The organism is Flavobacterium sp. LC2016-12, assembly GCF_015351595.1.
GTDB lineage: Bacteria > Bacteroidota > Bacteroidia > Flavobacteriales > Flavobacteriaceae > Flavobacterium.
Window position 1 is genome coordinate 644,213 of sequence record NZ_JADKPT010000001.1, and the last position, 25,780, is coordinate 669,992.

A 25,780-nucleotide genomic window follows, 5' to 3' on the forward strand; every position below is an offset into this window, starting at 1 on the left:
CTGATTAACTCTGGTTTTAATTGTTACAAATGCCTCTTTTTACTAGTATTCCTGTGATAATATTTCTATTTTAGCAAGAGAGGATAATTATCAGCTTAGATAATAATTGAATTTTAGACTTGACAAAAACTTCAAAAAATGTCAATTTCTGTTAACGGGTATTTCGCCCAAATAAAAAAATAAATTATGAAAATAGGACTAATCGGATTCGGAAAGACTGGAAAATCAGTAGCATCAATACTGCTGGAGAATAAAAATTTCTGCTTAGAGTGGGTTTTAAGACAAAGTACCGTTTTAGAACACAGATCAGTTCCGGAATTTTTCGGAATTCAGTCAGATGAACCCGGATTAATTTATTCCAGTTCCAAAACATCAATAGAAGAGCTTTTAGACAAACATCCTGTTGATGTCATTATTGATTTTTCTTCGAATGAAGGAATTTATGATTATGGAGAACTGGCAGCGACAAGGAATATTAAAATCATTTCGGCTATTTCTCATTATAAAGAAAAAGAACTTCAGTTATTAAAGAAATTGTCGCTTAAAACCACCGTTTTTTGGTCACCAAATATTACACTTGGAGTGAATTATTTACTTTTTGCAGCTAAGTTTTTGAAGAAAATTGCACCCTGGGTTGATATTGAAGTGAATGAAGAACATTTTAAAAAGAAAGAAGGAACTTCGGGAACCGCAATAAAAATTGCTGAAGCATTAGATGTTGAAAAAGAGAATATTAATTCCGTAAGAGCAGGAGGAATAGTAGGCAAACATGAAGTTATCTTCGGATTTCCTTATCAAACCGTCAGATTAATTCACGAATCAATCTCAAGAGAAGCTTTTGGAAGCGGCGTTGTTTTTGTTGCCGAAAACCTTAAAGACAAACAAAAAGGGTTGTATAATTTTGAAGATATTTTATCGCCTTATTTTGCTGTGTGATTTGCCGCTAAGGCACTAAGACACAAAGTTTTTTTAAGTTTTTGAACTTTAGAAAATGTTTTTAATCTCGCAAAGTCGCGGAGCCGCAAAGTTTTTTAAGTTTTATACTTGGCGCCTTTGTGCCTTTGCGTGAAATTTGGAAGGGAATAAAAAAACTGCAGAAATAATCACGCAAAGGCGCGAAGTCGCAAAGTTTATTAATTTTCACCTTAGAAACCTTAGAAACCTTAGAAACCTTAGAAACCTTAGAAACCTTAGAAACCTTAGAAACCTTAGAACCTTAGAACCTTAGAACCTTAGAACCTTAGAAGAACTCACTTTCTAAAAATCAAAGCTTTAGTATATTCAGCATTCATTTTTGCGATTGAAAGAATAGAAATTTCCTGTGGGCATTCGATTTCGCAGGCTCTGGTGTCTGAACAATTTCCAAAACCTTCTGCATCCATTTGTTGAACCATGGTTAAAACCCTTTTTGAAGCTTCAATTTTTCCTTGCGGAAGCAAAGCTAAATGGGTGATTTTAGCACCCGTAAACAAAGCGGCACTTGCATTTTTGCAGGTCGCTACACAGGCTCCGCAGCCAATACAAGCGGCAGCATCAAAAGAAGCTTCGGCGGTTTCGTAAGAGATCGGAATACTATTAGCTTCCGGTGCCTGACCGGTTGAAGCTCCAATGAATCCTCCAGCTGTAATGATTTTATCAAAAGCGCTTCTATCGATTTTTAAATCTCTTAAAACAGGAAAAGCTTTGGCGCGAAAGGGCTCAATATATATGGTATCGCCATCTTTAAAACTTCGCATATGAAGCTGGCAAGTTGTAGTATTTTTAAGTGGTCCGTGTGCTCGTCCGTCAATCATAATACCACATTGCCCACAAATTCCTTCTCTGCAGTCGTGATCAAATTCGATGACACGTTCTTTCTTGTGAATCAGGGATTCGTTCAAAAGATCCAGCATTTCAAGAAAAGACATATGCTCTGAAACGTTGTCTATTTCATAATCTACCATTTCTCCTTTGGAAGAAGTATCAAATTGTCGCCATATTTTAAGGTATAATTTCATAGCTAATTATTAATTGTTAATTATGAATTGCTTGCAAGTTGTAAAATGGAGCCTTATGGATTGTTAATTAATAATTTACAATTAACAATTCACAATTACTTATAGCTTCGCACAGCAAGTTCAACGGATTCAAATACAAGCGGTTCCTTATGAAGTTCAGGCTGCTGTTCTTTTCCTTTCCATTCCCAGGCCGAGACATAACAAAAATCGGCGTCGTTACGAACCGCTTCACCATCGGGAGTCTGATATTCTTCCCTGAAATGGGCACCGCAGGATTCTTCGCGCTGTAGGGCATCATGGCACATTAATTCGGCTAATTCTATATAATCGGCAATTCTTCCGGCTTTTTCTAATTCGCTGTTGAGTTTGTCATCGCCGGTAATTAGTAAGTCTTTTTCAAAAGAAGCTTTCAGTATTTTGATTTCTTCAAGTGCTTGTTCTAGTTTTTCTTTGCTTCTTGAAAGTCCGCATTTTTCGTATAATAAGCGTCCAATTTTTTTATGAAAATAATCGGTAGAAAGTGTGCCTTTACTGCTTAAAAACCGATTTAATTGCGATTGTACTGTTTTTTCAGCTTCTTCAAAAGCGGGATGCGAAGTATCAATTTTTGGAGCATTTAGTTCTCCTGATAAATAATTCGGAATCGTGTAGGGCGCAATAAAATAGCCATCAACACACGCCTGAAGCAAAGAGTTTGCTCCGAGACGATTAGCGCCGTGATCTGCAAAATTGGCCTCTCCTAAGGCAAATAATCCAGGAATCGTAGTCATCAATTCGTAATCAACCCAAAGTCCGCCCATCGTAAAATGTGCCGACGGTGAAATCAACATTGGTTCTTTGTAAGCGTTGATTCCGGTAATTTTCTCATACATCGCAAAAAGATTGCTGTATTTTGCTTCGATTTTATCTTTTCCCTGCGCTCTGATGGCATCTGAAAAATCAAGATAAATGGCATTTTTCATTGGTCCGACGCCATGTCCGGCATCTATTTGCTCTTTTGCAGCTCTTGACGAAATGTCTCTTGGAGCCAAATTTCCAAAGGATGGATATTTGCGTTCGAGATAGTAATCGCGCTCTTCTTCCGGAATTATATTCGGATTTCGGTCGTCACCGGCTGTTTTTGGAACCCAGATTCGGCCGTCATTTCGCAAAGATTCCGACATTAAAGTCAGTTTCGACTGGTTTTCTCCATGTTGGGGAAGTGAAGTAGGGTGGAACTGAATCCAGCTTACACCCGCCATAAAAGCGCCTTTTTTATGTGCTCTCCAAATAGCAGAGCTGTTACAGCCCATTGCCAAAGTAGAAAGATAATATACTTTTCCATACCCTCCCGAAGCCAATACAACCGCATCTGCCGCATGGCGTTCAATCGCTCCAGTTTCCAGATTTCTCGCAATTATCCCTTTTGCTTTTCCATCAATAACCACTAATTCAAGCATTTCATGACGGGTATTCAAATCAACTTTTCCCAAAGAAACCTGACGTAATAATGCCTGGTACGCACCCAGCAAAAGTTGTTGTCCAGTTTGTCCGCGCGCATAAAAGGTTCTTGAAACCTGAACACCTCCGAAAGATCTATTGTTCAAATAGCCGGCATATTCTCTGGCAAAGGGTACGCCTTGCGCTACAGCATGATCGATAAGATGTGCGGAACATTCTGCTAAACGGTAAACATTAGCTTCTCTGGATCTGAAATCGCCGCCCTTAATAGTGTCATAAAACATTCGGAACGTACTGTCGCCGTCATTTTTGTAATTTTTAGCCGCATTAACGCCGCCTTGTGCCGCTACGGAATGGGCTCTTCTGGCAGAATCCTGAAAACAAAATGATTTGACATTATAACCTTGTTCAGCCAAAGAAGCCGCACAGGAAGCTCCGGCAAGTCCTGTTCCAACGACAATAATGTTTAGTTTTTTTCTGTTGGCCGGATTTACAAGTTTTGCTTTTGCCTTGTAATGGCTCCATTTTTCAGCTAGTGGACCTTCGGGTATTTTTGAGTCAATCATTTTTATTGGATTTAAAATGAATTCATACAAAACTTCTAAAAAACTGTGTCAGTTTTTTGGTACACTAATTTAAGATAAAATATTGATTTTCGTGGAAATTAAAAGAAACTATTATTGATCTGGTTCTTTTGATTAACCAAATGAAAATTTTGCTTTTGATAAGAAAAAAACAAAAGCTATTTACCAATAATTTCTTTTCGATGCAATGTTCCCCATTCATTTAATGCTCCAATAACATCGTATAAAGTGTGGCTGTGAGCTGTTCTTGCGTATTCAACAGTTGGTGGAAAAGTATCATAAACCGTTCTGGTAACCAATTTATTTATCTCCAGATCTTTAAGTTCTTTCGAAAGCATTTTATCTGTAATTCCGTTTATGTCTTTAGAGATTTCCTTAAATCGTTTGGGCCTGTTTGATAAGGCAATCAAAATGGGCAATTTCCATCGGCCGCTTAAAACTTCCAATGCATCTCTCACAGGCAGCAATGCTGCCAGACATTCTTCTGGTTCTCCGCACAACTCTTTTTTTAACTCGCTCTTTGTTTTCATATTTATCCTGTTACTATCCTCAAGGATAGCGCTATCCTTGAGGATAGTACTATAAAAGAGATAGCAAATGTAGATAAGTTTGTATCATAAACAAAATAAATACAATCATGAGTAAAAGAATTCTGAATATAGTAACAAGCATCAAAGGAGATGCTTCGTTTAGTAATAAATTATCCAATGCTATTCTGGAGAAACTGAAAGCAGAACACAATGAAATTCAGGTACAAACACTTGACCTTTCAAAAACGCCTTTGCCTTATTTGACTGATCTGCATATAAGTGCAATTTATGTCCCTGCAGAACTTCATACAGAACCACAAAAAGACGCTCTTAAATATTCAGATGCAGCAGTAAAAGATCTTTTAGAAGCGGATATTATTGTAATTGGTGTACCGCTTTACAATTTTGGAATTCCGGCAGTCTTAAAAGGCTGGATCGATCAGGTTGCAAGGGCAGGGAAGACTTTTAGTTACGATGAGAATGGTCCAAAAGGATTATTGACAGATAAAAAAGTATTCTTATCTATTGCTTCAGGGGCTATATTTTCCGAAGGTCCTTATAAAAGTTATGATTTTTCAGAATCGTATTTGCGTACGGTATTAGGCTTTTTAGGAATTACAGATATTACTACTTTTCGTGTAGAGGGAACTGCGATTCCTGATTTTGCTGAGAATGCTTTGCCGAAAGCTCTGGCAAGTGTCGAAGAATTTGCTTTCTAAATTCAAAATGAAAACCTAACAGTCCCGAGGCTTCGGGACTGTTAGGTTTGACTATGTAAGTTATTATTTCTCAATAATCATTGTAATTCCTTGTCCGCCAGCGGCACAAATCGAAATCAATCCTCTTCCGGAACCTTTTTCGTTTAATAATTTAGCCATAACGCCAATGATTCTTCCACCTGTTGCGGCGAATGGATGGGCGGCTGCCAAACTACTTCCTTTTACATTTAGTTTTTCTCTGTCAATAGCGCCAAGAGGTTTCTTTAAACCTATTTGCGCACTCAATTCCGGGCTTTCCCAAATTTTCAGGGTTGCTAAAACCTGTGCAGCAAAAGCTTCGTGAATTTCATAATAATCAAAATCCTGCAGATTTAATCCCGCTTTTTCTAACATTCTGCTGGCAGCAAATAAAGGCGCTAATAAAAGGTTCTGTTGATTTTTGACATATTCAATCGCGGCTACTTCAGCAAAAGTAATATAGGCCAAAATTGGAAGCCCGCGCTCTTTTGCCCATTCTTCGCTGGCTAAAAGTATGCAGGATGCACCATCTGTAAGCGGTGTTGAATTTCCAGCCGTTAATGTTCCGTTTACTTTATCGAAAGCTGGTTTTAAAGAAGCTAATTTTTCAATTGTGCTGTCTTTTCTCAGATTATTGTCTTTGTCTAATCCGTTGAAAGGCGTTATCATATCATCAAAAAAGCCTTCGTCATACGCTTTTGCCATATTCAAATGACTTTTAAGCGCCAGATTATCCTGATCTTCTCTTGCAATTTTATAATGTTTCGCCGTAATTTCAGTGTGTCCGCCCATCGAAAGTCCGGTTTGTGATTCTTCATTTCGCGGAACCAAAGGCGTCAAATCGGCTGGACGAAGTTTTAAAAACGTTTTGATTTTTTCTCCCAATGACTTTGCTTGTCTTGCATTAAGCAGAATTTTTCTCAGTTTTTCACTAACAGCAATTGGCATATCACTAATGGAATCAACACCTCCGGCAATTCCGGATTCAATTTGACCCAAAGCAATTTTATTGGCAACATAAATAGCACTTTCAATTCCGGTATCGCAGGCTTGCTGTACATCACAGGCAGGAGTTGCAGGATCAAGAGATGTTTTCATTACACATTCCCGAATCAAATTGCTGTCGTAAGTGTGTTTGATCACAGCACCGCCCACTACTTCACCTAATAATTGGCCTTTTAAATTGTATTTATCAATAAGTCCGTTTAAGGCCGCGGTCATCATTTCCTGATTTCCAACATTGGCGTAAGCGGTATTGGCACGTGCAAACGGAGTTCGGTTATAACCTACAATGGCGACTTTTCTGATTGTATTACTATTATTCATCTTTAGATTTTTGTTTCAACAGAAATTTAATTTTCCAGTCTAAAGATAATTAGAAAATGTGGCAATTAGATAATTAGATAATGAGAAAATATGGCAATTAGATAATGATATTGGTGCTAATAATTATCTCATTATCTAATTGGTACATTGACACATTGACACATTTACTTATTCATCGCAATATAATCAGACGGCGACATCGAAAAGTGTTTTTGAAAATTTCTTCCAAAGCTTGTCTGCGATTTATAACCGACCATTTCGGCGATTTCATACATTTTATAATTTTCATTTAATAACAATTCTGCGGCTCTTTTTAAACGTACAATATTGATCAGTTCATTCGGACTTAAATTCGAAATATCCTTGATTTTTCGATATAAAGTAGAACGGCTCATGTTCATGATTTCTGCTAATGATTCGACGCTTAAGTCAGGATCTGTGATGTTTTTCAGAATTTCGTCATCCAGTTTCTTTAAGAATTTTTCATCTGTTTTATTGTGCGCAATACTTTTGATGTGCGAAAGCGGAGAACTTGCATAATAGTTCATGATCTGTTTTCTGTTTTCAATCAGATTATTAACCTGAACTTTTAAATAATCCATTGAGAATGGTTTTGCGATATAAGCATCGGCACCCACTTCTAAACCATCAATTTGTGACTTCAGGGAGTTTTTGGCGGTCAATAAAATTACCGGAATATGACTGGTTTCGAGATTTGTTTTAATCTCTTTACACATTGTAATTCCGTCCATAACCGGCATGGAGACATCGCTAATAACGAGCTGAATGTTTTGGTTGTGAATGATTTTTATGGCGCTTTCGCCATTCTCTGCTTTTAAAATAGTGTAGGTTGAAGACAATTCAGAAGTAATAAAATTTAATAAATCTTCATTGTCTTCCACTACTAAAATTTGTGCTTTTTCATTTTTGGATTCTGTCTCAATTTTTTCAATTTTAGTCTGAACCTCTTCTTTCTCAGAGTCGGTGTACAACATAAATTCTTCTTTTTGGTGCAGCGGTACAATCAGCTCAAAAATATTTAATTCTGAATCCGGAATCAGTTGTAAATTTCCATTGTGCAATTGTGTTAGCGAATGCGCCAGCGAAAGCCCAATTCCGGTTCCGGAAGTCGAATCCATATTATCAACCCTGAAAAAGGGTTCGAAAATCTTGTCCTTTAGCTGAAACGGAATCAAATTTCCATCATTCTTAACCACTAAAGTCAGTTTTTTATCATCTCTGAATAAAGAAATAGAAACCTTGTCTTTGGAGTATTTAATAGCGTTACTAATCAAATTGCTCAGGATTTTTTTGAAGGCTTCCTTATCCACAAAAGCAAAAATGTCTTTTTCTCCTAAATTAAGTTCAAAATCGATTCCTTTTTCTTCAATTAACGGACTGAATCTTAAATGTAAATTGCGAACCTGAGACGAGATATTGGCTTCCACGAAAGTGAGTTTCAATCCGCCAATTTCCGATTTTCTGAAGTCTAGCAATTCATTCACCAATTTCAGTAAACGTGAAGTATTCTTCTTCATTATAGAGAGATTCTGAGGTACTTCAGGCGATTGATGTTCCATCACCAAAAGTTTCTCCAAAGGTCCTTTTATAAGTGTCAAAGGCGTTCTGATTTCGTGTGCAACATTGGTGAAAAAGTCAATTTTAGCCTGATAGATTTCTTTTTCTTTTTCGTCATTCAGGTGCTTTATTTTGCGGTTATTTTTAAGCTGTGTCAGATTTTGAGAATAACGAATGATGTAATAAAACGAACCGCAAATCAATAGAAAATAGAAAAAATAAGCATAAGAACTCGCCCAGAAAGGCGGTAGAATTACAATTTTCAGTTTCACTTCTTTACTCCAGACACCAAAACTGTTTAGTGATTTTACTTTAAAAACATAGTCGCCAGGAGCCAGTTCTGTAAAGAAAACTTTATTGTTTCTTTCGAGATAGACCCAGTCATTGTTGACAGTTTCAAGTTTATACCAGTATTCTGTAAGTTCAGGGGCAGTAAAATTTAAAGAAGCGAATTCAAGATTAAACGAAGATTGATCGTTGTTCAGTTCGAGTTCATCAAGATGCGAAATAGATTGTTTTATAGGTGAATCATTTTCATTGGCGTCAATATCTTTATTGTGGATCTGAAGATTCGTGATGAACATCGAAGGTGTATACTTGTTTTTAGTAAAATTCTTCGGATTGAAGCTGATCATTCCGTTTAAATTTCCAAAATACATATCGCCGTTGGTATCTCTAAAAGCCGAACTATAGTTAAACTGATCGCTCAATAAACCGTTGGCAGTCGTGTAAATTTTAATTTTTTTGTGGTTTGGATTAAATTTCACCAAACCTTTAGAAGTGGTTAGCCATAAATTCTTTTCTCCATCTTCTAAAATAGAATAAACCACACTGCTTGGAAGTCCGTTTTTAGTAGTGAATTTTTTGAATGTTCTTGTTTTCTTATCAAATAAATTCAAACCATTTTCGGTAGCAAACCATAAGTTTTTATGGCTGTCTTCAAAAATCGAATTAATCGAATTGTTGCTAATGCCATCCGGATTTTTATAATCATATATAAAAACCTCTTTTTTATGTGTTTTTGAATTGTAGAAAAATAAACCATCTCTATAACTTCCGGCCCAGTAATTCCCATCACTATCTTCTTTAAAAACGGTATAGTGGGTGGTTTCGGGAAACATTTTTAAGATGTCAAAATTGTCATTTTGTTCATTGTACCGATAGATTCCCATCGTGGTAACAACTATTAAATCTTTGTTTTTTGTTTCACCAAAAGAAAAAATAAAATTACTTCTCAAGCCTGTTGAAGGATCATTGGCGCTGTAATGTTTGATAACTAAACCCGATTTTCTATCTAAAACATCTAATCCGTGTTCAAAAGTTCCAACCCAGATTTTGTCTTTTCGAGGCAATAAACCGTGGATGTTATAATAGGAAACACCACTTTTGCTTCCGTTTGGCAAATACGAAGTAAATTTCCCTGTTTTAGGATTAAAACGGTTTAAACCGGCATCTTCAGTACCAATCCAAAAATCGCCTGCGTCATCTTTATGGATTTCCCTAACGGCGCTTCCGGTGATGGAATTCTGGTTTTTCTGCGGAAAATATTTCTTGAATTGGGTGTATTGTTTTTGATGGTAATTGATTCCGCCAAAATAAGTACCAATCCAGATTCCGTTTTCTTTATCAATGGTAATAGAGTAGGCCGCATTGTCTGAAATGGCGTACGGATCATTGTAGTTTTTTTTGAGGTTAACGCTCGTTTTTGTTTTAAGATTATAAACATAAACACCCGATTCGCTCGCAATCCAAAGTTCTGCAGTATCTTTTTTTCTAAACTGACGCACAAAAACGGGCTCTTTGGAACTGAATTTCAAATCAGAAGTCGTTTTGTTTTTTCTGTTATATAGTAGTACACCGTGATCCTGCGTTCCAATCAGAATATTTTCATTGTCTAAAGCATAAATTGTGGTGATTCTGAAACTGGTTTTATTGGAAGGAGGTGTTAAAGCGATATTTTCAAACGACAAACTTTCCTCAGAATAATGATATATTTTGTTCAGTGAAGAAGCCCAGATCTCGCCTTGTGAATCTCTTGCAATTGAGGTTGCCACAAAATATTTGTTAGGACTAAAAGTTTTGGTTTCTTTTTTGGATGGAGCGTATTTGTACAATATATTGCCTGAAATAAACCAGATATTTCCCTTTTGATCATGATTTATATCGTTGATTCTGTCATTTATGGCCTCATTCAGAACAGTAAAATGATCTGTTTTTTTATCATACTGATACAACCCTTTATCAGTTCCCACCCAAATAGCGCCCCGATAGGCGTGCAATGACTGAACATAATTGCTTCCAAGACTATGAATTGGATCGTTTTGGCTTCTGTAAGTTTTAAAATGATAGCCATCGAACCTGTTCAAACCATCTTTAGTTCCAAACCACATAAAGCCGTCCTCATCCTGGATAGAGGTTATCACGGTGTTGTTAGAAAGTCCTTCTTCAACCTGAAAATGTTTAAAATAATATTCCTGTGCGTGAATAAAATTTGTTGAAAAAGTTAAAAAAAATAGTAAAAGAAAGAATTTACGCATTGTTATAATTTTTATTTAAAAAACAGGCTTCAGCAAATCGTCTCAATCTTATTCCAAATGTTGCAAGAATTTTATTTTTAGTCAAAATTGATACAATTTGAATCATTTGAGAGAGATATTGACACAAATGAATCATTTTATTTTGAATTAAAATCATCTACTTTGAATTTTCAAATAAATCATATTGATAATTTTTAAGCAAAAAAAATAAGCTATCAATAAATTAAAGTTTGAAAAAATACATCATTAATAATTTAACAGAAAAATGAACCAATTCTTATTAAAGAACAATATTAATTATTTTTTTGTTCGCATCCCGGACGATTAAAATTTTTAATATGACTTTACAAAACCAACCAAAAAAATGAAAAACTATCTAAAATGAAAAATCAATGAAAACAAAGTTCACTCAAATTTTAAAGCAGAGATATTACCTCTTGTTTTTCTTTAGTTTATTATTACAGCAAACGTATGCGCAGGAGCAGATTACGATCACAGGAACAGTTATTTCTGAAAATGGAGATCCAATTCCTTTTGCGAATGTTTTAATAAAAAACACAAAAAATGGTGTTGCGACCGACTTTGACGGAAAGTATTCTATTGCAGCCAAATCAAACCAAACCTTGATTTTTAGCTCACAAGGATATAAAACCTTAGAAATAGCTATTAACAATCAAACTACTGTAAATGCTTCTTTAACTGAAGATGCAATGAAACTCGATGAGATTGTTGTTGTAGGTTATGGTTCACAGCAGAAAAAAGACCTTACAGGAGCAGTTTCGCTGGTAAAAGCCGACGAAATCACGAAAAGACAGGTTACAACTGTGGCAGACGGATTACAAGGTTTAGTTACAGGTGTAAAGGTTCGTGGTGGCGGACGCCCCGGACAGGAAGCCAATATTGAAATTCGTGGTTTAAAAAATCTTCAGAGTTCTAATCCATTATATGTAATTGATGGTTTAGTGACAACAGCTAACAGAGATTTTAATCCTAACGATATTGAAAGTATTCAGGTTTTAAAAGATGCATCCGCGGCAGCCATTTATGGTTCAAGAGCGGCAAATGGTGTTATCATTATTACAACCAAAAAAGGTAAAAAAGGGCCACTTCAGGTTGAAGTTTCGGCGAAAACAAGTTTTACCACTATGCCAAGATATGATTTAATGGAAACAGAAGAGTTTGCAAAATACAATAATATGGCGTACGATAATGCTGGATTTACAAGACAAAATCTAAATATGGCAGTGAATACAGACTGGCAGGATGAAGTTTTTGAAACCGGAATGATTCAGGATTACAATGCCAGTTTTGCAGGCGGAGGAGAAAATTCTACTTTTTTCATGTCGGCTAATTATTTTGGAAATCAGGGAACTGTCGTAGGGACTGATTTTGACAGAATCTCTTTCCGTGTAAATTCAAGTGGTTCAAAAGGAATTTTTAGCATTGGAGAAAACTTAGCGATCAGTAATTCCAAAACAGATGAAATGTCTGGAAATCCAATTATTGATGTATACAGATTAACGCCTACAATTCCGGTTTACGATCCTTCGAATCCTGGAGGATATGGTTACGGAAAACAAGGTGTTGCAGATACATTCGGTACAAATCCTTTAGCTATTGCAGATTTTGCTAATACTACAAATGAAAATTTCAGAATCAGAGGAAATGTCTGGTCAGAAATAAAATTCGCACCCTGGTTGAAATACCGTTTCAATTTTGGATACGAAACCAGCGTTGATTCTTATGAATTTTTAAGAAAAATTGGAAATTGGTCCTTAAATCAGCCGGTAGATCAATCATACACAGATCAAAATAGAGGAAGATCACAAACAATGCTGTATGAAAACACATTGACTTTCAAGAAAGAATTTGGCAAACATGATATCACTATTTTGGCAGGTCAGACTTTTCAGAAAGATACTTACGACCAAATTTACGGGACAAAGAGAAATCTTCCAATAAATTCAGCAACAGGTGAATATTATACAGTTTTAAATCAAGGGGATTCGCCGGTAGTTGGGGGTTTCATAAACGAAGCAGCTTTGACTTCTTATTTAGGAAGATTAGAGTACAATTATGATAATCGTTATTTATTCAATGCTGTTATTAGACGTGACGGATCATCAAGATTTAGTGATGGCAATAAATGGGGTAATTTCCCGTCGGTTTCTGCAGGATGGAGAATCAGCAATGAATCCTTTTTTAAATCAGAATTCATTAAGGACTTAAAAGTAAGAGCGAGTTACGGAGAATTAGGTTCTGGAAATATTAGAGAATATGAATCTAAAAGTTTTATTAATAATTTCGGACAGGTTGTTTTAGGAGACGGACAAACTTTATATCCTTCTGCAACTCAGGTAAAACTTGCCAATTCTCAATTGCGTTGGGAAAAATTAAAACAAACCAATGTGGGGTTAGATCTTGGCGTTTTAAATAATGATTTGCGTTTTACAGCAGATTATTTTATTGCCCGTACAGAAGATGTATTATTTGGTTTCCCGATCTTATTAACAACAGGAAATGATGGAGGAAACCCAATTTCTAATGCTGCAACTGTTGAAAATAAAGGTCTTGAGCTTGAATTGGCATACAGCAAAAAAATCAATGATTTCTCTTTTAATGCTTCTGTAAACTTCACAAAAGTAAACAACAAATTAGTTGCTTTAGGGAACGGTCAAAATGAAAACATTGTTGGAAACACAATGACCCGCAGCGGAAACCCGGTAGGAATGTGGTATGTACTTCAAACAGACGGCTTATTTCAATCTGCAGAAGAAATTCAGAATTATAAAAATGCAGACGGAAAAGTTATTATGCCAAATGCTTTGCCAGGAGATATTCGCTTTAAAGATGTTAATGGTGATGGAGAAATTACAACTGAAGACAAAGATATCGTTGGAAGTCCATGGCCGGAATTTGAAATGGGTTTAAACGCCGGAGCGGAGTATAAATCTTTTGATTTCTCTATGAACTGGATTGCTTCACATGGAGCTACTGTTTACAACGGATTTAGAAGTGTGGTAGATCGTTTTGACGACAATAGTAACTACAGAACAGGAATTCAGCCGTGGACACCTGAAAACCCAAATACTGATTTTCCTAGAATTACAAAAGGTTCAACTTTAAACTCAAGAGGAGATAGTGATCGTTTCTTGGAAAGCGGTGACTTTATCAGACTAAAATACGTTGGTTTTGGGTACAATTTGCCTGATAGCGTTTTACAAAAATCAGGAATTACCAGAGCAAGATTAACATTATCTGCACAAAATGTAATTACAATTTCTAAATACAAAGGATTGGATCCTGAGTTCAGCAACAGTAATATTTTTGAGAGAGGTGTTGATAATGGCGCTTTCCCGAACCTTCAGACTTATTCTTTTGGTGTTGAGTTTAGCTTTTAATTTTAAAAAAATAGCATAATGAAAAAAATAATAACAATAACCGTAGTTTTTTTAGGTCTCTTTTTCGCATCGTCTTGCGAAAATGAATTAGACCTGAACAGCCAGACTGATATTGAAACAGAACAATATTGGAAAACTGAAAGTGATGCACAAGCCGGAGTCAACTCAATTTATGCCATGTTTTATAAAGATGGATTATGGGCACGATGGATGTATTTTCGTTTAGATTTGACTTCTGATGAAGGTTATAGTGTAAGCCCATGGACAGAATTGGCAGATTGGACAAGATTCAATTACATCAATTATAATTTTTGGGAAGGGAATAATGTAACATGGAGAGATACTTACAAAGCTGTTTTTAGATGCAATCAGGTATTAGCCAATGTTCCCAATATCCCTTTTCAAAATGAAGATGATAAAAAGAAAATTTTAGCTCAGGCTAAATTCTTTAGAGCATTACATTACTACTATGCTGCCATTCTTTGGGAAAATATTCCACTGGTTTTAGAGCCTTCTACGCCAGCTGATTTACCGCAGCAAAGAAATGTAACAGAAGTTTGGGCTCAGATCGAAAAAGATTTGAATGAAGCTTACGCAGATTTACCAAGAGATTGGGCAGGAGACCAGACAGGAAGACCAGACAAAGGAGCTGCAAAAGCTTTTCTTGCAAAAGTTTATATGCAACAGCATAAATGGACAGAAGCAAAAACGGCTTTAGAATATCTAATTTCTGGTGATGGAGCTAAGTACAGCTTAGTATCGAACTACAGAGACAACTTTACAGATATTAATGAAAACAACAACGAATCTGTTTTTGAAATCCAGTTTGGAGATCAAAGAAAAGGAGGAACGGGTGAAGATCCAAATGCTGCAGTTTCAAGTAATCGTGCTCAGTTTTTTGCTCCAAGAAGTATTGGATGGTCTGACGGACAAGCTCGTTTTTGGTTGATCAATGCTTTCAAAGAGGAGCAAAATAAAGATGGTGATCTTGATATTCGTTTAAGATGGACATTATATTATCCAGATTTATTGGCTGATTTTGGAGACAAAACGTATGGTAAAGATTGGGAATGGAACAATAATGAAGCCTGGTTTAGAAAAGGAAGCCGTGACTACTATAGAAATAATGAAGATTATTACAGTCAGGTCAATTACAGACTAATTCGTTATGCTGATGTTTTGTTACGTTACGCAGAAGTTTTAAACGAATTAGGAAATACGGCTGCCGCTTATCAATATGTTGATATGGTTAGAGCACGTGTAAACATGAATACTCTTGCTGCAGCTCATCCCGAAATAGGTAATGATCACGATAAGTTTTTAGAAAGATTAAAAATGGAAAGAGTTTTAGAATTAGCCGGCGAAAGTGTTCGTTGGGAAGATTTAAAACGTTGGGGCGATTTAGATACGCAGGCTTCTGTTGATAAAATTGCACTTCGTGATCCTGATTTCAAAAACTTTACAGTTGGTAAAAATCAAAGATTGCCAATTCCACAGGTTGATGTAGACAATAATCCAAATCTGGATCAACACCCGGAATATTAAACTATTTTTAAGGGAATCAGATCACTCAATTTGATTCCCTTATCATAAAAGAACGATTGTTCATAATACAAAAAGTGATAATGAGAAAAATAAAATTGTACCTAACGCTTACGTTAGCAGGACTTTTATTGCTTAGCTGCAACAAAACAAAAAGCAATTCTGAAGAAAACAAAAACGAAACAGCCACAGTCGAAAAAAGAGAAATCTGGACCAAAGAACAGGCTAATAAATGGTACGCAGAACAGCCCTGGATGGTGGGTGCCAATTATTATCCGAGCACAGCCATCAATCAGTTAGAAATGTGGCAGGCCGATACTTTTAACGCAAAAAGAATTGATCAGGAATTAGGCTGGGCCGAGGGAATCGGAATGAATGTGATGCGAGTTTATCTCCACGATTTATTGCACAAGCAAGATGCCGAAGGACTTTACAAACGCATGGATACTTTTTTAGGAATTGCAGATAAACACCATATCAAAATACTATTTGTTTTGTTTGATTCGTGCTGGGATCCGTTTCCGGTTTTAGGAAAGCAACGTGCTCCAAAACCGCATACGCATAACTCAGGATGGGTTCAAAGTCCGGGACAAAAGGTATTGCAGGATTCAAAAGAATATCCTCGTTTAGAGAAATATGTAAAAGAAACGATTTCTAAATTTAAAGACGACAACCGTATTTTGGGTTGGGATGTTTGGAATGAACCGGATAATATGACGGGACCTTCTTACGAAAAAGTGGAAATTAAAAATAAAGCCGATTTGGTGCTGCCTCTTCTAAAAGACGTTTTTGTGTGGGCGAGAGAAAGCAATCCGTCACAACCATTGACTTCGGGAGTTTGGGTTGGAGACTGGAGTGATGAAGCTAAAATGAAACCAATGCACAAAATGCAGATCGAACAATCTGATGTAGTTTCTTTTCATAATTACAATACTCCTGCAGATTTCGAAAAAGTGATCAAACAATTGCAACGCTACGGAAAACCTTTGTTGTGTACTGAATACATGGCAAGACCAAACGGAAGCACATTTGCAGGTTTCTTACCAGTTGCCCGCAAGTATAATGTTGCTATGATCAATTGGGGATTGGTTGACGGAAAAACGCAAACCAAATACGCCTGGGACAGCTGGACAAAAACGTACACTGCAGAACCAGAAGTTTGGTTTCACGAAGTATTCCACACAGACGGAACGCCATATATCAAAGCCGAAACAGATTTGATTAAAAAGATGACGGCTGAGGCGAATAAGAAGAATTAGATAATTATTTTTTGCCACAGATTTCACAGATTTAAATGATTATTTAAAATATTAAAAATAGCCACGAATTCACGAATTTTTTTTACTGTATTATGCGCAATCATTCGTGAATTCGTGGCGAAAAAAAGTCATTTTAAATTAAAAATAGCCACGAATTCACGAATTTTTTTTCTACTGTATTGTATTCAATCATTCGTGAATTCGTGGCGAAAAAAAAATCATTTTAATCCATTAATCTGTGGCAAAAAAAACATTTTAATCTTAAGTAAAATGAAAAAACATACAATAAAACAGCTCTTTTTTCTGGCAGCAATTCTGATTGGAATTTCTGCGAAAGCGCAACAACCAGATCCGCCGGGACAGGTGAAGGGAAATGAAAAACCTAAAAATGAAGCCTATCTTTTTGCACACATGACGCACAAAGATTATGGCAGATTGTATTATTCCGTTAGTTTGGATGGTTTGCATTGGGATAATCTAAATGATGGAAAAAGGGTTTTTGAAGACTATAAAGGCCATCCGGATATCTGTAAAGGGCCTGATGGGAAATATTACATCGCAGGAAACACGGGTGACGATGCGAAAAGCATCAATATTTGGGTTTCGGATGATTTAATTACCTGGAAAAAACATTCAGATTATACACCTGATTTAAAAAGCACGCCTGATTATGCGAATGCTTTACAGCGAATTGGTGCGCCAAAACTGTATTACGATGCACCTTCAGGAAAGTTCATCATGACCTGGCATACACCGCATCTTGACGGAACAAAAGAAGATCCGGAGCGTTATTGGGCAAGTCAGCGAACTTTATATGTTTTGTCTAAAGATTTAAAAACTTTTGAAGGAACGCCAAAACGTTTATTCGATTGGGATATGGGAACGATTGATGTTTTCATCCGTAAAGTTGGTGATTCCTATTATGCTGTTATTAAAGATGAAACCTATCCAACTTTGTACTGGACAACTGGTAAAACGATTAGAATTGCGAAATCAAAATCGCTTTTAGGACCTTATTCTTTGCCTCAGCAATCTATCAGTCCAAATTTCAGAGAAGCACCAATGTTGATTCCTTCACCGGATGATAAAGCATGGTATATGTATTACGAGCAATATCCAGGAGTTTCCTACGGATTATCAATTGCAGATAACCTAAACGGACCTTGGTTTCAGGCTTCAGGATATACTTTTTTTGCCGATTGGGACAAATACAGTTTCCCTGAAAAAGTGCGCCACGGTTGTATGGTGACCATCTCAAGAAATGAATATGACAGTTTGGTTCAGCAATTTGGCCTGACCAAAACAGAATCAAAACCTAAAAAGTAAATGAAAAATATAAATAGTTTTTTGCTGGGATTAATTTTTATTCCGTTGCTTTCCTGCAGTGATTCGTCAGGCGATCCAATTAAGGAAGAACCGAATGTTACACCAATTGAATCCAAACCTGTAACAGAAGGCATCAGAATAGCCTGGGATTATGCATCTCTGACTCAAATTTCAGATAAAAACAGTTCTGACTATAATGGTTACGCCAGATTAATTCAGTTAGACAGCAAAAAACTAATTTGTACTTATGAAGCTGGAGGAGCCATTTTGGTCAAAATCAGTAATGATTTAGGTTCAACCTGGAGCGCGCCCATTAAAGTGATTTCAGGAACGGCTTCCGTAAATATGACAACGCCTGATATTTTGCAATTAAAAGATAATTCAATTTTGATTTGTTATAATCCGAGACCTATTGCAAATAATAGCGGAGCAAATTTTTCTATTAATACCATTAAAAGTATTGACGGAGGACTGACCTGGACGGATAATAAAATTGTTTATGAAGCAGCAGCAGAATTTGAAAACGGCTGCTGGGAACCTTCGGCATTACAAATTCCGAGTGGAGAAGTTCAGTTGTTTTTTTCTAATGAAAATGTATATAAAAATTCAAACGAGCAAAATATATCATTGCTTCGTTCTTCTGACAATGGTTCAACCTGGTCAGAAAGCCCTGAAATAGTAAGTTTTAGAACTGGAAAAAGAGACGGAATGCCATCGCCAATTCTGTTGAAAAATCAAAGCGAGATTGTATTTTCAATAGAAGATAATGGTACAAACAATCAGTTTAAACCTTATATCATCCGAAATACACTTTCAGAAAACTGGAAAAAAACGGTTGACGCCTCCAGCAATAACAGAAATTATGCTTTAGCAGAAGAAATAAATGTTGCTGCCTACGCAGGTGCACCTTATTTGGCTCAGCTAAGTACGGGAGAGGTTTTAATGTCTTACCAAGGAACTGAAAATAGAGCCACGAACGAACTGGATAACGCTGAAATGAAAGTCGTAATCGGAACGAATCAGGCCAGAAACTTTGACAGAAAATCGGTTCCGTTTTTAATTACTCCAGGGAAATCAGCTTTATGGAATAGCATTGAAGTTTTAGATGACGATACGGTTATTGCACTGACAACGACCAATCAGTTTGGAAATTCATCTCAGGTTTGGATGATTAAAGGCCGTGTTTTAGCAGAAATTAATGCAGTAAATGCAACAGCTGTAATTGATGGACAAAGCAACGAAGCCGAATGGAAGAAAACAGGTCCTGTTTTTATTGGCCAAAACGGAGCAACGCAACTGGAAGCAAATTTTAGTTATGATGCATTGTTTTTGTATGTTTTTGCAAAAGTGAAAGACAGCGAGGTTGTGAACGGAAACAGTATTGGCGAAAGCGATGGTTTTAATCTGTATTTAGATCCAAAGAATCAGAATTTAGTAGCACCCGGAAATTCAATTTTTAAATTAGAATTTGGACAAACAGCTGCATTTTCAATGTCTGAGGGCGAAAATAGTAAATGGAAGAAATCAGATAAGATTCAGGGAATTGTTTCAACAACTGTAAAAACAGCTACGGGATATCAAATAGAAGCAAAGATTCCATGGAGTTTATTAGGAGGGATGCCTTCAAAACAAACAAGAATGGGCTGTAATGTAGAACTAAGAACAAAAGGCGGCACAAGTTATTTAGAAGGTATTTCGAGCAATATAGCTGAAAAACCGTATTCGTGGTCAAGTCTGAAATTGAATAATTAAGAATAAAGAATAGTGAAGTAAAATTCACGTAAAATTGGTTAGTTAAGTTAGTGTTTGGAATTACCAGGCTTTTGTGGAAATAGCCTGGTAATTTATTTAATGTCTAAAAAAGGAAAATTGTAATGAGAAATAAAACAATAATGCTGGTTGCCCTGTTTTTAGGATTTGCAGCAAATGCACAATGGAAGCCACAAGGAGATAAAATCAAGACAAAATGGGCCGCTCAGGTTGATCCGAATAAAGCTTTACCAGAATATCCCCGTCCGATTATGGAGCGCAGCCAATGGAAAAATCTGAATGGTTTATGGAATTACACTATTCAGGATTTTGGAAAAACGGCACCTTCAAAATATGATGGGCAAATTCTGGTTCCGTTTGCGGTAGAATCAAGCTTGTCTGGTGTTATGAAACAAGTGGGAGCAGAGAAAGAACTTTGGTACGAAACTAATTTTTCAATTGAATCAAATTGGGAAGGCCAGAACATTCTTTTGCATTTTGGTGCTGTCGACTGGAAAACAGAAATCTTCATTAACGATATAAAAGTAGGTTCGCATACTGGCGGTTACACTCCGTTTACATTCGATATTACGCCTTTTATCAAAAAAGGAAGTGCACAAAAATTGGTGGTAAAAGTTTGGGATCCTTCAAACGATGGCCCACAGCCACGAGGGAAACAAGTCAAAAACCCGGAAGGAATCTGGTATACACCTGTTACGGGAATTTGGCAAACCGTTTGGATTGAACCGGTAAACCCCAAAAATATCACCAATTTAAGAACAACTCCAAATATTGATCAAAACAGTATCAATATCAAAGCAGAAGTTGCCGGAGCAGAAACGGGCGATATTGTCGAAATTGCTGTTTTCGAAGGAGCTAAGGAAATCGCTAAAGAAAAAGCGGTTGTAGGGGAAAGTTTGGATATTGTTTTGAATAATCCAAAATTATGGTCGCCTGAAAGTCCATTTCTATATCAGACAAAAATCAGTTTAATCAGTAAAGATAAAGTGGCTGATGAAGTTAAAAGCTATTTTGCTATGCGAAAAATTTCATCAAAAAGAGATGAAAATGGTATTGTTAGAATGCAACTGAATAACAAAGATTACTTTCAGTTTGGTCCATTGGATCAAGGCTGGTGGCCTGACGGATTGTATACAGCGCCAACGGATGAAGCTTTGAAATACGACATTATTAAAACAAAGGAATTAGGTTTTAATATGATTCGAAAACACGTAAAAGTAGAGTCGCATCGTTGGTATACACATTGTGATCAATTGGGAATTTTGGTTTGGCAAGATATGCCGAGCGGAGATGATCAGCCGATTTGGCAAGACAGAAAGTATTTTGATGGGACTGAATTACAGCGTTCTGCAAAATCAGAAGAAATCTACAGAAAAGAATGGAGAGAGATTATGGATCACTTATATTCTTATCCGAGTATTGTAGTCTGGGTTCCGTTCAACGAAGCTTGGGGTCAATTTAAAACGGTCGAAATTACCGAATGGACAAAAAAACACGACCCAAGCCGATTGACGAATTCATCAAGTGGAGGAAATCATTTTCAGACCGGAGATATCTTAGATTTACACCACTATCCTGGACCGGAAATGTATTTATATGATGCAAGAAGGGTAACTGTTTTAGGCGAATATGGTGGAATTGGTTTGCCAATTGAAGGCCATTTATGGAGAGCCAATGATAATTGGGGATATGTAAAATTCAAAAATGAAAATGAGGTTACTACTGAATATATCAAATATGCTCAAGTCTTAAAAAGCTTTGTAAAATCAGGATTTTCGGCAGCGGTTTATACACAAACAACCGATGTTGAAGGCGAAGTAAACGGATTTATGACGTATGACAGAAAAGTAGACAAGATGGACTTTAAAAAAATAAACAAAATAAATACTGAGGTAATTAACGCCTTAAATAAAAAATAGGATTTTTTTAAACACATAGATACATAGGATTTAGTGTTGAAAAAAAGAAGGTAGAAGAAACTAGTTTCCACACATAGCATTAGTCAAAGTTTTAAACTGTAACAAAGCTTCCCGTTAAGCTATGTTTTTTTAAACAAGTGAAAACGCCTTTTTCAGACAAAGAAAAACTATGTCCCTATGTGTTTAAAACAGGCCAAAAAATAAAAAAATAAAAATGAAAAAGCACTTAATTCTCTTTTTGCTAATGGTTGTTTCTGCTGGATATTCACAGCAAAAAACATTCTCGAATCCGCTTTTGCCTTCGGGGGCAGACCCTTACAGTACATACTACAAAGGCTATTATTACTATACCAATACACTGGGAAACAGATTGGTTTTATGGAAGACCAAAGATTTGTCTGATTTAAAGAATGCCGAAAGTAAAACAATTTGGGAAGCTCCAAAAGGAACGGATTATTCGGCAGAAATATGGGCTCCTGAATTTCATATAATTAACGGAAAGTGGTACGCTTATTTCGCCGCAGATAATGGCGATAACAATAATCATCGTATGTATGTTTTGGAAAATAAAGCATCAGATCCGTTTAAAGGAAAATGGGAATTTAAAGGAAAAATTGCTGCAAAAACGGATAAATGGGCCATTGATGGAAATGTATTTGAGTACAAAAAACAGCTGTATATGATTTGGGCAGGCTGGGAAGGCGACACAAACGGGCAGCAGAATATTTACATCGCCAAAATGAAAAATCCGCTTGAAATTGAAGGGGATCGTGTTTTAATTTCCTCCCCAACACATGGGTGGGAAACGCACGGAGCACTGAATGATCCTGTTAATCCGCCTCAGGTAAATGTTAATGAAGGCCCCCAGTTTTTGCAAAATGGCGATAAAATTTTCATAGTGTTTTCGGCCAGTGGTTGTTGGACAGATTTTTATGCTTTAGGATTATTAAGCTTCAATGGCGGTGACAATTTATTAGACACAACTGCCTGGAAAAAAGCCGATGAGCCAATTTTCAAGCAATCGGATAAAAACAAAGTCTACGCACCGGGGCATAATTCTTTTTTTAAATCTCCGGACGGAAAAGAAGACTGGATTTTGTATCACGCCAATTCAAATCCGGGCGAAGGATGTGGTAACAAGAGATCACCAAGAATGCAAAAAATCAGCTGGGATGCAAACGGATTTCCGGTTTTGGGAGAACCAGTAAGTGAGGAAACGCAATTGGCTATTCCATCAAAATAAAAACATTTTAAAATCATCAAAATGAAAAATATTCAAATAGCAGCAGTCGTTTTGCTGGCTCTTTTTCAATTTAATTGTAAAGACAATAAAAAGGATGTTCCATCTTCTGAAACAACTTCTGAAATAAAAACAGATTCGCTTAAAGCCGTTTTAGAAACTAAAAATTTTGATACTATAATTGATGGTAAAAAAGTCAATTTATATTGGATCGAAAATAAAGGAATAAAAGCTGCTTTTACCAATTATGGAGGAAGGTTAATTGGACTTTGGGTTGCTGATAAAAATGGTAAACAAACCGATGTTGTAGTGGGAATGAGCAGCGCAAAAGGCTTTAAAACTTCAACGGAACCTTACTTTGGAGCAACCATCGGCCGTGTTGGAAACCGCATTGCTAAAGGACAATTTACTTTAGAAGGAAAACAATATCAGATACCTTTAAATAACGGAAAAAATGCATTGCACGGCGGTGTAAAAGGTTTTCAGGATGTGGTTTGGGATGTCAATAAAACGAATGAAAACACTTTAGTTTTTAGTTATGTTTCTCAAGATGGAGAACAAGGTTTTCCTGGGAATTTAACAGTAAAAGTAACGTACACGCTTGAAGCAGATCAAACCATCAAAATGGAGTATGAAGCTACGACTGATAAAACTACTTTGGTGAATTTAACCAATCATGCCTTTTTTAATTTGAATGGAGAAGGAAGCGGTTCCATTTTGAATCACGAACTTCAGATTTACGCGAATGAATTTACGCCTGTCTATGAGGGATTAATCCCGTCAGGCGAATTAAAATCGGTTAAAAATACGGCTTTCGATTTTACTTCAAAACATACTATTGGCGAAAGAATTGAAACGAAGGATGAACAGTTGAAATTTGGAAAAGGCTATGATCATAATTATGTTTTAAACGGAACTAAGAAAAACGGACTGAATCATGCGGCAACAATTTCTGGAGATAAATCAGGGATTACGTTGGATATTTATACCGAAGAACCGGGTTTACAGTTTTACAGCGGAAATTTCATGCAGTCTAAAAACACTTTTAAGTCGGGAGCCAAAGATGATTTTAGAACGGCTTTTGCCTTAGAGACCCAACATTTTCCAGATGCTCCAAATCAGCCAAAATTTGCGCCAATTGTTTTGAAACCGGGACAAAAATACCATACGGTTTCGTTGTATCAGTTTTCTGTGAAATAATTTTAATTAGAAAATGAGATAATTAGAAAATGAGATAATTAGATAATTAGAAAAATGTGAGATGCGCGGTGCGATTGTCATCCTGAACAAAGGATCGAAAAGAAATTCGACAAAGATTAAATGCGCAGACCTTTGTCAAAGTTCAAAACTTTGACAAAGGTTCTTAAAAGTCTCATTAACACATCTAAAAAATATAAAAATGAAAAAAATATTAACCCTAGTAAGTTCGCTATGCATTTTCGTGTGTTGTTCTCAGGAAAATAATCCTCCAAAAACAACAGAGCCTGAGCAAAAGAATATTCTTTTAGCAGATCCGACTATATTTTATGATAACGGAACCTATTATTTATACGGAACTACCGGAGGAGAAACGCCATTAAACGGACAAGGATTTATGGTTTATAAATCATCCGATTTACAAAAATGGAAAGGGCCGGCAGGCTCTCAAAATGGATTGGCTTTAAAGAAGGGCGATGCTTTTGGTGACAAAGGTTTTTGGGCACCACAGATTTTAAAGTATAACAATAAGTTTTACATGATTTATACGGCTAATGAAAATATTGCGATTGCAAGCAGTAATAGTCCGTTGGGGCCATTTAAAAATGAATCTCAAAAGCCAATTATTGAAACAGGAAATCAAATTGATCCGTTTATTTTTATTGATGAAGATGGAAAGAAATATTTGTATCACGTAAGATTGACAAAAGGAAACCGAATTTTTGTAGCCGAAATAAATGATGATCTTCAAAGCATTAAACCAGGAACTTTAACCGAATGTATCTCAGGAACCTTACCTTGGGAAAACACTCAAAATACAGACTGGCCCGTTACAGAAGGACCAACGGTTTTAAAACACGATGGTTTGTACTATTTGATTTATTCTGCAAATGATTTCAGAAATCCTGATTATGCTGTTGGTTATGCCACAAGTAAAAGTCCACTTGGTCCTTGGGAAAAGTCGGTTGACAGTCCAATAATCAGTAGAAAAAATGTAAAACAGAATGGCATCGGCCATGGTGATGTTTTTTGGGGTAAAAACAATAAAATGCATTATGTTTTGCATACCCATTTTAATGAAAGTACTGTTGCGCCAAGAAAAACTGGGATAATTTCTATTGATTTTGATGGAAAAACTTTAAAAGCTGATTCTGGTAGTTTTATTTTTTTGAAAAACTAAATGTAAAATTCGGTTATGTTAATTTAACTTAAATTATCAGGGTTGCACTATTATGATTATTTAGAATATTAAATATTTAACAAAGGCCTGTTTCGAAAGAAACAGGCCTTTGTCGTTGTTTTTCAGTTGTTTGTAACACTAGGTGATAAAAAAAGACTTGTTCTTATTTAGAATAAGTAAAAATAATTTGGAAAACAAGATATTAGGAATTACTTTT

Annotated in this window: 16 protein-coding genes; 11 read left to right on the forward strand and 5 right to left on the reverse strand. The window is 36.2% G+C overall.

Annotation, left to right across the window (positions count from 1 at the left end; translation table 11 throughout):
• Positions 1–186: 186 nt before the first annotated feature.
• A complete protein-coding gene (locus IRZ99_RS02765) occupies positions 187–936 on the forward strand; it encodes a 4-hydroxy-tetrahydrodipicolinate reductase (RefSeq protein WP_194655808.1) in 750 nt (249 codons plus the stop codon).
• A 314-nt stretch (positions 937–1,250) separates the two neighbouring features.
• Here IRZ99_RS02765 and IRZ99_RS02770 read toward each other — a convergent pair whose 3' ends face one another.
• From IRZ99_RS02770 to IRZ99_RS02780, 3 genes are all read right to left on the reverse strand, one after another.
• Entirely contained in the window at positions 1,251–1,997 is a 747-nt protein-coding gene (locus tag IRZ99_RS02770; RefSeq protein ID WP_194655809.1) for a succinate dehydrogenase/fumarate reductase iron-sulfur subunit, read from the reverse strand.
• A 95-nt stretch (positions 1,998–2,092) separates the two neighbouring features.
• Positions 2,093–4,003 carry a fumarate reductase/succinate dehydrogenase flavoprotein subunit gene (locus IRZ99_RS02775; RefSeq protein WP_194655810.1) on the reverse strand — a complete coding sequence of 637 codons (1,911 nt, stop codon included), beginning with the start codon at positions 4,001–4,003 and terminating at the stop codon, positions 2,093–2,095.
• Between the two features lie 176 nt (positions 4,004–4,179).
• Positions 4,180–4,551: a helix-turn-helix domain-containing protein gene (locus IRZ99_RS02780; RefSeq protein WP_194655811.1), complete on the reverse strand. Its 372-nt coding sequence runs from the start codon at positions 4,549–4,551 to the stop codon at positions 4,180–4,182.
• 107 nt (positions 4,552–4,658) lie between these two features.
• Here IRZ99_RS02780 and IRZ99_RS02785 point away from each other — a divergent pair, with 107 nt between their 5' ends.
• Complete coding sequence (locus IRZ99_RS02785) at positions 4,659–5,270, forward strand: FMN-dependent NADH-azoreductase (RefSeq protein ID WP_194655812.1); 612 nt, start codon at positions 4,659–4,661, stop codon at positions 5,268–5,270.
• 63 nt (positions 5,271–5,333) lie between these two features.
• Here the strand turns inward: IRZ99_RS02785 and IRZ99_RS02790 are convergent, their stop codons facing one another.
• Together IRZ99_RS02790 and IRZ99_RS02795 are read right to left on the reverse strand one after the other, a co-directional pair.
• The gene (locus tag IRZ99_RS02790) at positions 5,334–6,614 is read right to left on the reverse strand and encodes an acetyl-CoA C-acetyltransferase (RefSeq protein ID WP_194655813.1); all 1,281 of its coding nucleotides are present in this window, start codon (positions 6,612–6,614) and stop codon (positions 5,334–5,336) included.
• A 164-nt stretch (positions 6,615–6,778) separates the two neighbouring features.
• On the reverse strand, positions 6,779–10,729 hold the full coding sequence (locus tag IRZ99_RS02795) for a hybrid sensor histidine kinase/response regulator transcription factor (protein WP_194655814.1): 3,951 nt from the start codon (positions 10,727–10,729) through the stop codon (positions 6,779–6,781).
• 392 nt (positions 10,730–11,121) lie between these two features.
• Between IRZ99_RS02795 and IRZ99_RS02800 the strand changes: the two genes are divergently transcribed.
• From IRZ99_RS02800 to IRZ99_RS02840, 9 genes are all read left to right on the forward strand, one after another.
• On the forward strand, positions 11,122–14,130 hold the full coding sequence (locus IRZ99_RS02800) for a TonB-dependent receptor (protein WP_194655815.1): 3,009 nt from the start codon (positions 11,122–11,124) through the stop codon (positions 14,128–14,130).
• 18 nt (positions 14,131–14,148) lie between these two features.
• Positions 14,149–15,675, forward strand: a complete 1,527-nt coding sequence (locus IRZ99_RS02805; protein ID WP_194655816.1) for a RagB/SusD family nutrient uptake outer membrane protein — start codon at positions 14,149–14,151, stop codon at positions 15,673–15,675.
• Between the two features lie 80 nt (positions 15,676–15,755).
• A complete protein-coding gene (locus tag IRZ99_RS02810) occupies positions 15,756–16,931 on the forward strand; it encodes a cellulase family glycosylhydrolase (RefSeq protein WP_194655817.1) in 1,176 nt (391 codons plus the stop codon).
• 270 nt (positions 16,932–17,201) lie between these two features.
• Positions 17,202–18,257, forward strand: a complete 1,056-nt coding sequence (locus tag IRZ99_RS02815) for a glycoside hydrolase family 43 protein (RefSeq protein ID WP_194655818.1) — start codon at positions 17,202–17,204, stop codon at positions 18,255–18,257.
• Entirely contained in the window at positions 18,258–20,009 is a 1,752-nt protein-coding gene (locus IRZ99_RS02820; protein ID WP_194655819.1) for an exo-alpha-sialidase, read from the forward strand. It begins immediately after the preceding gene.
• A gap of 122 nt (positions 20,010–20,131) precedes the next feature.
• Positions 20,132–21,946, forward strand: coding sequence for a glycoside hydrolase family 2 protein (locus IRZ99_RS02825; protein WP_194655820.1), 1,815 nt, complete (start codon positions 20,132–20,134; stop codon positions 21,944–21,946).
• 214 nt (positions 21,947–22,160) lie between these two features.
• Positions 22,161–23,189: a family 43 glycosylhydrolase gene (locus tag IRZ99_RS02830; RefSeq protein ID WP_194655821.1), complete on the forward strand. Its 1,029-nt coding sequence runs from the start codon at positions 22,161–22,163 to the stop codon at positions 23,187–23,189.
• Between the two features lie 21 nt (positions 23,190–23,210).
• Complete coding sequence (locus IRZ99_RS02835) at positions 23,211–24,386, forward strand: aldose epimerase family protein (protein ID WP_194655822.1); 1,176 nt, start codon at positions 23,211–23,213, stop codon at positions 24,384–24,386.
• A gap of 199 nt (positions 24,387–24,585) precedes the next feature.
• Positions 24,586–25,563, forward strand: coding sequence for a glycoside hydrolase family 43 protein (locus IRZ99_RS02840; protein ID WP_194655823.1), 978 nt, complete (start codon positions 24,586–24,588; stop codon positions 25,561–25,563).
• The last annotated feature ends 217 nt before the right edge of the window (positions 25,564–25,780 follow it).